Origin of the sequence: Limnospira sp., from assembly GCF_051859755.1 — a bacterium.
Lineage (GTDB): Bacteria > Cyanobacteriota > Cyanobacteriia > Cyanobacteriales > Microcoleaceae > Limnospira > Limnospira fusiformis.
Genome location: NZ_JBIMLI010000162.1, coordinates 1 through 9,728, shown reverse-complemented (window position 1 = coordinate 9,728; position 9,728 = coordinate 1). Strand labels below are relative to the sequence as shown.

Annotated in this window: 12 protein-coding genes; 11 read left to right on the top strand and 1 reads right to left on the bottom strand. The window is 44.8% G+C overall.

Annotated features, from left to right (window positions below; translation table 11 throughout):
* Positions 1–236: 236 nt before the first annotated feature.
* The 3 genes from ACTIE0_RS20740 to ACTIE0_RS20730 all read left to right on the top strand — a co-directional run bounded on the left by ACTIE0_RS20740 (position 237) and on the right by ACTIE0_RS20730 (position 1,352).
* On the top strand, positions 237–482 hold the full coding sequence (locus tag ACTIE0_RS20740) for a type II toxin-antitoxin system RelN family antitoxin (RefSeq protein WP_006622858.1): 246 nt from the start codon (positions 237–239) through the stop codon (positions 480–482).
* Positions 472–831 (top strand): type II toxin-antitoxin system RelE family toxin, encoded by a 360-nt coding sequence (locus ACTIE0_RS20735; protein ID WP_006622859.1) that lies wholly within the window; start codon positions 472–474, stop codon positions 829–831. The genes ACTIE0_RS20740 and ACTIE0_RS20735 overlap by 11 nt, the downstream gene beginning before the upstream one ends.
* Before the next feature lie 242 nt (positions 832–1,073).
* The gene (locus ACTIE0_RS20730) at positions 1,074–1,352 is read left to right on the top strand and encodes a hypothetical protein (RefSeq protein ID WP_006670561.1); all 279 of its coding nucleotides are present in this window, start codon (positions 1,074–1,076) and stop codon (positions 1,350–1,352) included.
* A gap of 83 nt (positions 1,353–1,435) precedes the next feature.
* On the opposite strand, the gene ACTIE0_RS20725 is transcribed toward ACTIE0_RS20730, so the two are convergent.
* Entirely contained in the window at positions 1,436–1,972 is a 537-nt protein-coding gene (locus ACTIE0_RS20725) for a hypothetical protein (RefSeq protein ID WP_006670560.1), read from the bottom strand.
* Positions 1,973–2,283: 311 nt separating this feature from the next.
* Here ACTIE0_RS20725 and ACTIE0_RS20720 point away from each other — a divergent pair, with 311 nt between their 5' ends.
* The 8 genes from ACTIE0_RS20720 (at position 2,284) to ACTIE0_RS20685 (ending at position 9,627) form a co-directional block, all read left to right on the top strand.
* Positions 2,284–2,412 (top strand): hypothetical protein, encoded by a 129-nt coding sequence (locus ACTIE0_RS20720; protein ID WP_280949152.1) that lies wholly within the window; start codon positions 2,284–2,286, stop codon positions 2,410–2,412.
* 1,724 nt (positions 2,413–4,136) lie between these two features.
* Positions 4,137–7,430 (top strand): DNA-directed RNA polymerase subunit beta, encoded by a 3,294-nt coding sequence (rpoB, locus tag ACTIE0_RS20715; RefSeq protein ID WP_439516968.1) that lies wholly within the window; start codon positions 4,137–4,139, stop codon positions 7,428–7,430.
* A gap of 122 nt (positions 7,431–7,552) precedes the next feature.
* Positions 7,553–7,747, top strand: a complete 195-nt coding sequence (locus ACTIE0_RS20710) for a hypothetical protein (protein WP_193521350.1) — start codon at positions 7,553–7,555, stop codon at positions 7,745–7,747.
* Between the two features lie 337 nt (positions 7,748–8,084).
* Entirely contained in the window at positions 8,085–8,243 is a 159-nt protein-coding gene (locus ACTIE0_RS20705; protein WP_160162578.1) for a hypothetical protein, read from the top strand.
* 154 nt (positions 8,244–8,397) lie between these two features.
* Complete coding sequence (locus tag ACTIE0_RS20700; protein WP_315638595.1) at positions 8,398–8,772, top strand: PIN domain-containing protein; 375 nt, start codon at positions 8,398–8,400, stop codon at positions 8,770–8,772.
* A complete protein-coding gene (locus ACTIE0_RS20695) occupies positions 8,762–8,974 on the top strand; it encodes a hypothetical protein (protein WP_006670555.1) in 213 nt (70 codons plus the stop codon). Before ACTIE0_RS20700 ends, ACTIE0_RS20695 begins: the two co-directional genes overlap by 11 nt.
* A gap of 243 nt (positions 8,975–9,217) precedes the next feature.
* Complete coding sequence (locus tag ACTIE0_RS20690) at positions 9,218–9,466, top strand: UPF0175 family protein (protein WP_006622863.1); 249 nt, start codon at positions 9,218–9,220, stop codon at positions 9,464–9,466.
* A gap of 11 nt (positions 9,467–9,477) precedes the next feature.
* Positions 9,478–9,627 (top strand): UPF0175 family protein, encoded by a 150-nt coding sequence (locus ACTIE0_RS20685; RefSeq protein WP_006622865.1) that lies wholly within the window; start codon positions 9,478–9,480, stop codon positions 9,625–9,627.
* Positions 9,628–9,728 lie beyond the last annotated feature (101 nt).

Here is a 9,728-nt window from a genome sequence, read left to right as displayed (position 1 = left end):
TATAACTCGGATGCGATCGCCACATCCCAGATTAATATATGACTGTGACATTCCCCGACCCCCAGAAACCCGGTTTCAGACTTGACTGAGTTTTGGGGAGGGTGGGGAGGGAAAAGGAGAGAACGGAACCGTATTTGTGAGTGATAAATGTGCTAAAATCAAATCATAACAGACATAAAAATGTTGGGTTACTTTTGCCCAGGTAGCATTGGTATGACATATTTTGAGGTAAGACAATGAAGGCATTTGAGGTATTGGGAAAAGTCAATCATCAGGGTCACATTTTGCTAGATGAACCTTTAGAAGTTAAACCTGATATTCGGGTCAAAGTTATCGTTTTGATATCTGATGAAGATGAATTGGATGCTGACGATACTCCGGTTGAGGAAATTCAAGCCAGTTTAATCCGAGCGTTGCAAGATGCTCAAGCCGGAAGAAGAATTCCCCTAGAACAAATGTGGGAGGGAATTGATGCCGAATAATCCTGAATTAGTGAACATTTATTTCACACCTGAATATCGTGATAACCTCAAAAAATTAGCCAAAAAATATCGAAATATTCGCTCTGATACTCAGGGGTTAATAGAGGAACTCCAAAAAGGCTCGGTGTTAGGCGATCGCCTTTCGGGTTTTGGTGATCATCTTTATGTTTACAAGGTCAGAGCTAAAAATAGTAATATCCAAAAAGGCAAAAGTGCTGGATATCGCATTATTTATTTACTGGAATCAGAAACCAGCATTTTGTTATTGACGATTTATAGTAAATCGGAGCAGGAAGATATTACTAAGGAGCAAATTAAAAGTATTTTAGATAATTTTCATCAAGCATAGTAAAGTGGGTGGGGTTCAAGAAATCGGTTTTCTTACAGCATCTATATCTGGTTCAATAAGATTTAAGCAATCAACCTATTTTCTGAGTCTCTGTGTAGTCAAGAAACAGGGTTGATAAAATCCCTTAAATTTATCTAATAGCTAACCCTGATATTGGTCAAATCTCATCAGGATCTGAATGCCTAAGAATACCTATAACTCGGATATAACTCGGATGCGATCGCCACATCCCAGATTAATATATGACTGTGACATTCCCCGACCCCCAGAAACCCGGTTTCTTTGGGGTAAAATGGGGATGGTATTCTCTACCCGGTGTGTGGCGATGGATGAAAAGCGATCGCAGTCTTATCTCTCGCGGATTCGAGAACTCCTTACCTGTGCCAATGGGATGGAGTTGTCTGGGAGGGGGGACTATCTCCGTCATGGTGGGAAACCCAAATAAAATCTCTATTGTTACCCAGGAAATCACCATGAATATTAGGCAATTGATTGATTTCGCCGACCCGGTTAATTGGTGACGGGGAAACGTGATCAACGGGATTCAATGTGGGGGGGATAGGGTAAAATTGGGGTGCGATCGCTCTAACAATTTGAAATTCAGTCAATCCATCCCTTCAACTGGTAATGTTCGGATAAAACTTTTCCAGTCATCGACTTTTGAAGCGGTAATATCTAAAATGGGGATATTAACGGTCGTAGTTACTCTGTAATAAGTGATTATGGTCGGTTCCGCTTGTCCTAAACCGTAGCGATTGGCAACCCTTCTCGCCTCTTGACAGTTAATGCTGTAGGCTCCCATTTTGATATTTCCGCCCCCCGCATAATATCGCCAAATAATTATGTCTAAAGGTCGCCTGCCGGAACTTAAACTTTGCAGACATTCATGGCGGGTAATTTCAAACATTTTGGCAATATGCACATCATAACGGCTCAACTGCCCTCCGTAAGCCGATGTTTCCCTGGGGCGGCGATCGGGAACAACAAAATCAGCGACACGGATTTCCTGTTCCGGAGAGGGAAAAAATACGATCCGGGTAATGGGAACCGCAGTAGACTGGGCGATCGCCTCTTGCAATATCCCCAAAGTTGAGCAGGTCACAGTTAAACTGACCCCTATCACTTTTTGTATGAATGCCATTATATCTATAGGTTTAACTTGAGTTGATTTGATTCTAGCCAACTCCCTATTCAGAGTCAATCCTACCCCCTCACCAAGGGAACGTCACCTCCAAGGTAGGGGATAAAATGGGGATGCGATCGCATTTTCACTGACCTGCTTATCTGTACTAATAGCTAACCCTGATGTTGGTCAAATCTCATCAGTATCTGAATGCCTAAGCATACCTATAACTCCGATATAACTCCGATGCGATCGCCACATCCCAGATTAATATATGACTGTGACATTCCCCCACCCCCAGAAAACCGGTTTTTTGGGGTATAATGGAGATGGTATACCCTACCCCGTGTGTGGCTATCGATGAAAAGCGTGTGCAGGCTTATCTCTTGCTGATTCAAAAACTCCTCGCCTGTCCGGGTGTGGAAGAACCGCAAATCCTCAAACGTCATCTGGAGTAGCTGGATAAGGGGTTTGTGCAGGTGTGCGAGTTGGTGGCGGCACAGTTGCAGGAGGTGAGACTGGAAATCTGAATTTTAACAGTTTCTCTGTTCCTCGGGGTAAACACATCAAAATATGGAATTTACTGGAATCTCTTAGATTCTTAACAGATATGGTACATTTATTTGGCTTCGACTCAAATATTCATTTTTTGATTTTCCTAAATCAGCTCGTTTATAGACCATTTTTATGGCTAAAAAATACTGTAGTATCATTATTTATAATGTTCGGGAAAATCGTATTATTTTTGGTATTATTCTCAATAGTAGTATGGCTAATAGGCTTTTTATTTAATAAGGTGAGGAAAGTTTTAGATCCGCCTCGCTTGAAAAAATTGAAGCTAAATGTTGAGCAATCGAAATTGTATGGTGGTGAGCGTGTGCCTTTGTCGGCTCAAGGGTACGATCAGTATGGAAATTCAATTGCAGTTGACAATATAGAATGGTCAAGTTCATCGGGTCGCATTGTCAAAAATCAATTTGAAGCAGGAGAGCAGTCTGAAACAGTTGTGATCACGGCAAAATCTGGGAGTATTACTGATACAACTTCGCTACGAGTAACTGAGCGACCTAGGTTGGTTAAAGTGGCGATCGCCAAACCAAAATCAACAGAAATTGATTCAGGGGAAAGCTATACCTTTGAAGCCTACGGTTTAGATCAGTATGGCGATCGATATAAACTGGAGCAACTCCGCTGGTCAATTAAAGTTAATCCTCATCTCGGTTTAATCAATCAGGATGGTCACTTCCAAGCAAATAGCACAAGTTTTGGGCAGTGTACTATTCAAGCTCAAGTTGACCAGTTTGTGGCGACGCAAGAAATTGTTATTCCTCGAAGATTAACTGAGATCAAAATTCTCCCTGCTCACAGTCAGCTCCAACCCGAAGAGTATGAGTATTTTAGGGTTGAAGGTTATGATCAAAGTGGTCTTAATTTTGAATTAAGTGATGTGTCATGGAGTTGCGATCGCGGCGGGAAGATTAACCAGCAAGGTATTTTTCGCGCGGGTTACGATGCGCGTTTTGTCAAGGTAGAAGCAACGTTTGGGGAGTTGACTGATGCCATTCAAGTTGAATTATTACCCGTTTTACGGCGTTTAGAATTAAAACCTTCTTATGTTACCTTGGCACCGGGGGCAAACAAACAATTTGAAGTGATAGGGCGCGACCAGTTTGGTGAGCGAATTGACCCGGGTTATCTAGTTTGGAATGCCGAAGTTGGGACGATTACTCAATCGGGTTTTTATCAAGCCGACCCAAGCGCTCAAGGTAAGTATTCCGTGGAGGTTGCATCGACAACTGCACCCAAGTGGACAAGAACACCAAGACATATTTTTCTCAGTATTTCAATCATCAGCAAAATTGCCTCTTTTCTTTTGAAAGTTGGGGATGGTGATATAAATCTACTCCTTGGTAATCAGGATACTGAAAAGATGTTGATGCCTGTTGATCAAGATGCCCAGGGGGAAACATCTGATTTGGCCAAGACAGAGCAGATTATTCGTGACTATGAAAGTTTTTTTTACAAGCAGTTGGCGCGATTATTTTCCACGGTGGGGCGTTTTTGTGAGGGGGAAGCTAATGCCAAGGTCAACTCAAAAGCTGTTGTTGTCATTGAAATCAACCCCCCAATTGACCCAGACAAAGACAAAGACAAAAAATTTGAACTTCCTGATTTCAGTGAAATTCAGCGATCGAGATTTGAACTTCCTGATTTAATTGAAATTCAGCGATCGAGTTTTCGTTGGTTTTTAGAAACCGGGCTAATTGAAGAATTAGAAAGTTTCTCGCCCATCAGTGATTATACAGGGAAACTAGAACTGCATTTCTTAGCCAGAGATTACAAGCTGAAACAGCCCAAATATGACGTAGACGATGCCAAACGGCGGGATAGTACATACTCCGTGCAGATGTACGTCCCTACCCGACTAATTAACAAAGAAACCGGGGAGATTAAGGAGCAGGAAGTTTTTATCGGAGACCTGCCCTTAATGACCGAACGTGGCACGTTTATTATTAACGGAGCCGAGCGAGTTATTGTTAACCAAATTGTGCGGAGTCCGGGGGTATACTACAAATCGGAAATCGATAAAAACCAACGACGTACCTATAGCGCCTCCCTCATCCCGAACCGAGGCGCTTGGTTGAAATTTGAAACCGATAAAAATGATCTAGTTTGGGTAAGAATTGACAAAACTCGCAAACTATCGGCTCAGATACTTCTGAAAGCCCTAGGATTGACGAATAACGAAATATTTGACGCATTGCGGCACCCAGACTACTTCCAAAAAACCATCGAAAAAGAAGGGGAATTTAGCGAAGAAGATGCCCTGATGGAGTTGTATCGAAAACTGCGACCAGGGGAACCTCCCACCATCACCGGGGGAGAACAACTTTTGCAGAATCGCTTCTTTGACCCGAAACGCTATGATTTGGGTCGGGTAGGACGGCATAAACTGAACCGGAAACTAAGGCTAAGTGTGCCAGATAGCACCAGAGTCCTAACTCCCACTGATATTCTATCGGCGATCGACTACCTGATTAACCTAGAATACGACATCGGCGAAACCGATGACATTGACCACCTGGGTAATCGTCGGGTGCGTTCAGTAGGGGAACTATTGCAAAACCAAATCCGAGTAGGTTTAAACCGTTTAGAAAGAATTATTCGGGAACGGATGACCGTTGGCGATGCCGAAACCCTAACCCCCGCCTCCCTAGTGAACCCGAAACCTTTGGTAGCAGCCATCAAAGAATTTTTCGGGTCTAGCCAACTGTCCCAATTTATGGATCAAACTAACCCCCTAGCGGAATTAACCCATAAACGGCGTTTATCTGCCCTAGGTCCCGGTGGCTTAACACGAGAACGGGCTGGCTTTGCTGTGCGTGATATTCACCCAAGCCACTATGGTCGTATCTGTCCCATCGAAACCCCAGAAGGACCGAACGCGGGTCTAATTGGCTCCCTGGCTACCCACGCCCGGGTTAACCCCTACGGCTTCATCGAAACCCCTTACTATCCCGTAGAAAATGGACGAGTGCGCCGAGATTTGTCTCCGGTGTATATGACGGCTGACGAGGAAGACGATTTACGGGTAGCACCAGGAGACATTAGCTATGACTCCGAGGGATATATCCTCGGCGACCTAGTTCCGGTGCGTTATCGTCAGGACTTCACCAAAACCAGCCCCGACCAAGTGGACTATGTAGCGGTTTCCCCGGTGCAAATTGTCTCGGTAGCTACCTCCCTAATTCCCTTCCTAGAACACGATGACGCTAACCGTGCGCTGATGGGTTCCAATATGCAGCGCCAAGCAGTTCCGCTGCTGCGTCCTGAACGTCCGTTTGTAGGAACGGGACTAGAAGCCCAGGCGGCGCGGGACTCAGGTATGGTGATTGTATCTCGTACTGATGGAGAAGTCAGTTATGTGGATGGCGCGAAAATTCGGGTGATTGACCCGGAAGGTTGGGAAATCGAATATGAACTGCAAAAATACCAACGGTCTAACCAAGATACCTGCTTAAACCAGCGCCCCTTAGTCTATGAAGGCGACCAAGTAGTGGCAGGTCAGGTGTTAGCTGATGGTTCCTCGACGGAAGGGGCAGAATTGGCTCTGGGTCATAACGTTTTAGTGGCCTATATGCCCTGGGAAGGCTACAACTATGAAGACGCAATCCTAATTAGTGAACGTCTGGTTTATGACGATGTTTATACGTCAATCCATATCGAAAAATTTGAGATTGAGGCGCGACAAACCAAACTAGGACCCGAAGAAATTACCCGCGAAATACCCAACGTCGGGGAAGACTCCCTGCGACAACTGGACGCTTCCGGGATTATTCGCATTGGCGCTTGGGTAGAGTCGGGAGATATTCTGGTAGGAAAAGTTACCCCGAAAGGAGAGTCGGACCAACCCCCAGAAGAAAAACTGCTGCGGGCTATCTTTGGAGAAAAAGCCAGGGATGTGCGGGATAACTCGCTGCGGGTTCCTAATGGTGAAAAAGGGCGGGTGGTCGATGTGCGGGTGTTTACCCGAGAACAAGGCGATGAACTGCCCCCAGGAGCTAATATGGTGGTGCGGGTCTATGTGGCACAAAAACGTAAAATTCAGGTGGGAGACAAAATGGCGGGCCGCCACGGTAATAAGGGGATTGTCTCGCGTATTCTTCCCATTGAAGATATGCCCTATCTCCCTGATGGTCGGCCAATGGATATCGTCCTGAATCCCCTGGGTGTGCCTAGTCGTATGAATGTAGGTCAAATCTTTGAGTGTTTGATGGGATGGGCGGGAGAAAACCTGAAACGGCGGTTTAAGGTGATCCCGTTTGATGAAATGTTTGGTCAAGAAATGTCCCGTGAGACAGTCCACAGTAAACTTAAAGAAGCCCGCGAAAAACTCAAAAAGGATTGGTTATTTAGTGAGGAATACCCAGGCAAAACTATTGTTTATGACGGCCGCACGGGAGAAGCCTTTGACCAACCGGTAACGGTGGGTATCGCTTATATCCTCAAGTTGGTTCACTTGGTGGATGATAAGATTCACGCCCGGTCTACTGGTCCTTATTCTTTGGTGACTCAACAGCCGTTGGGTGGAAAGGCACAACAAGGCGGTCAGCGGTTCGGAGAAATGGAGGTGTGGGCATTGGAAGCGTTTGGGGCAGCTTATACTTTGCAAGAGTTGCTAACGGTTAAGTCTGATGATATGGCAGGCCGTAATGAAGCTCTCAATGCGATCGTTAAAGGCAAAGCTATCCCTCGACCAGGTACGCCAGAATCGTTTAAAGTGCTGATGCGGGAGTTGCAATCTTTGTGTTTGGATATTGCAGCTCATAAGGTGGAAACTAACAAAAAGGATGGTGCTAGTAAAGATTTGGAGGTAGACCTGATGGCTGATGAGCCTCACCGGGTCAGAACACCTTCTAAGCCTACATACGATTTGAGCGTCATTGATGACGACGATCAGGGTAACCGGTTGTAGGTCAATTCATCTGCTGGGGCGGGTTCAGAAATTGGGTAGGTGGACTTGATGGCTGATTCGGAAAGCATCACCTACAAGCACCTGCCCCTCTCCGCGCACCCGCGACGATGGAACGGTTTTTTGTGTTAGCATTCAATGCAATGGATGGGTTGTTCTGTGAGCGCATTTTGGGACGGGCTAAGGACTGGGAATGTCACGGTGGTAAATATAAACGAGTCCGACATCGGGGGATTGTTTGCGAACGTTGCGGGGTAGAAGTTACAGAATCGCGGGTGCGACGACATCCCATGGGCTTTATTAAGCTGGCGGTTCCTTGACCAGGAGAGTTCGAGAAGATAAGGAGGGGAACATGATTTCCCAATATGTGCGGACAACGGCTGGTCGAATTATCTTCAATAAAACTGTGCTAGATGCTCTAGTTTAACAATACAAGGCGGCTTGGGGAGAGATTTACTCAGTAGATAATATCCGAAAACCCGCCGATGCCTGAAAATTTTAACTTTGACTGTGAACTGCTCCCTGGTCAGATAATCGAGGTGATAATGTGCATCCTTTTACTATTGCTGTCTTGCTCAGTATGCTGGATGGGGTGCGGTAAAAAAAGGCGATCGCCTTAAAGCCAGAAACCGCCTTTCTGTCAACATCTGTGTTTCTGTGGCAAAAATTTGGTCAAGAAACCCGGTTTTTGCGGTGCGGGGATGGGGTAAAATGGGGATGGTATTCTCTACCCGGTGTGTGGCTATGGATGAAAAGCGATCGCAGTCTTATCTCTCGCTGATTCAAGAACGCCTCAACGTTCAGGGCAGGGACTAAAATACTAGGGTGTGTAGGAACACTCAGTCGTCAGTAGAAACTGAGACTCTAAACTTGCCCACCAATCCTTGACTGGAGATAGATGTCTGGTATGCGTATTTACCTAGACACAAGCGTTTTAAATCGTCCCTTTGACGATCAATCACAGGTCTAAATATTTTTAGAAACCCAGGCGTTTCTTCTAATTCTAACCCTGATTGAAAGTCAGAAAATTGCTCTGGTCAGTTCCAGTGTTTTAGACTATGAAAATAGTCGTAACTCTCGTCTTGAGCGTGCCAATGCTGTCAATCTCTGGCTTAGTTTGTCCAAGACCTATCAGAAACTGACACCTGAGATTCGCCTTCGAGCAAAAGCACTGGAAGAGATGGGTGTTAAGTCTTTAGATGCTTTACACATTGCCAGCGCGGAAGCGTCTGGGAGTGATTATTTTCTCACCTGCGATAAACGTCTGATTAATCGCTGCCAAGCCCTAGATTTACCAGTTATGAATCCCACCTATTTGATCACGGAGGTTGATTATGAAGGTTAATTTACCAAAAGAACGACAAGTTATCGAAGAGGCGCTAAAAATCCTATCCGCTCACATGGAACCTGTCAAATTTGCTAGATTTGTTGTGGCTTGTCAACTGGGGTCAGGCGATTATTTGTTGATTAAAGATGATACCTTTGCGGATGAAACAGTGGATAGTTTATATGACAAAATTCGGGATTTTGAGCAGGAACAAACTTGAGGTAGCGTTTACAAATGGGTGTTAACTATCCAGTTTCTGGGACAAGTTTTGTTAAAAATGAGTCGGTGGAAGCAACCCGGTTTCTGGATTGTGGTGTAAAATGGGGATGGTATTCTCTACCCCCTGTGTGGCGATGGATGAACACGGAGTGCAGTCTTATCTCTCGCGGATTCAAGAACTCGTTACCTTTGCCAAGCGGCTGCTGGGGAATGAATGTCTTTTGAAATGATGAGGTGATGGTAGATGCAAGAAATTAACATACAAATTTCCATCGAATTAATTGAGCAAGGTGAGACGGCAGTTTTAGAACAAATTGCCATGCAACTTTACGAAAATAAGGTGTTTACCTTTAGTCAAGCCCGTCGGTTGTTGAATTATTCCCTGTGGGAGTTTCAAAAACTGTTGGGAGAAAATCATGTTGTTCGGCAATACGACCAAGATGATTTAGCAGAGGATATCGAAGCGATTAAATCAGGATTGTGGGATGGTTAAAGTCATTTAAAATGCTATTGATTAATTTTGCAAGTATTAGTCGCTATATCTCTCAGTTTAGATTCCAACAGATTCTCTCAGAGAGGGGCATCAATATTCATTACGATTTGGAGGAATTGCAGGAGGATATACAGCATTTAACGGCTAAGGGATGGCTATGATTGTCGTGAGTGATACTTCTCCTTTAAGTGGGTTGGCATTGGAAGTGAAAGCAGAAGAATTATTGATTGATGAACGGTTAGGACGAAGGGAAGCAATCAAT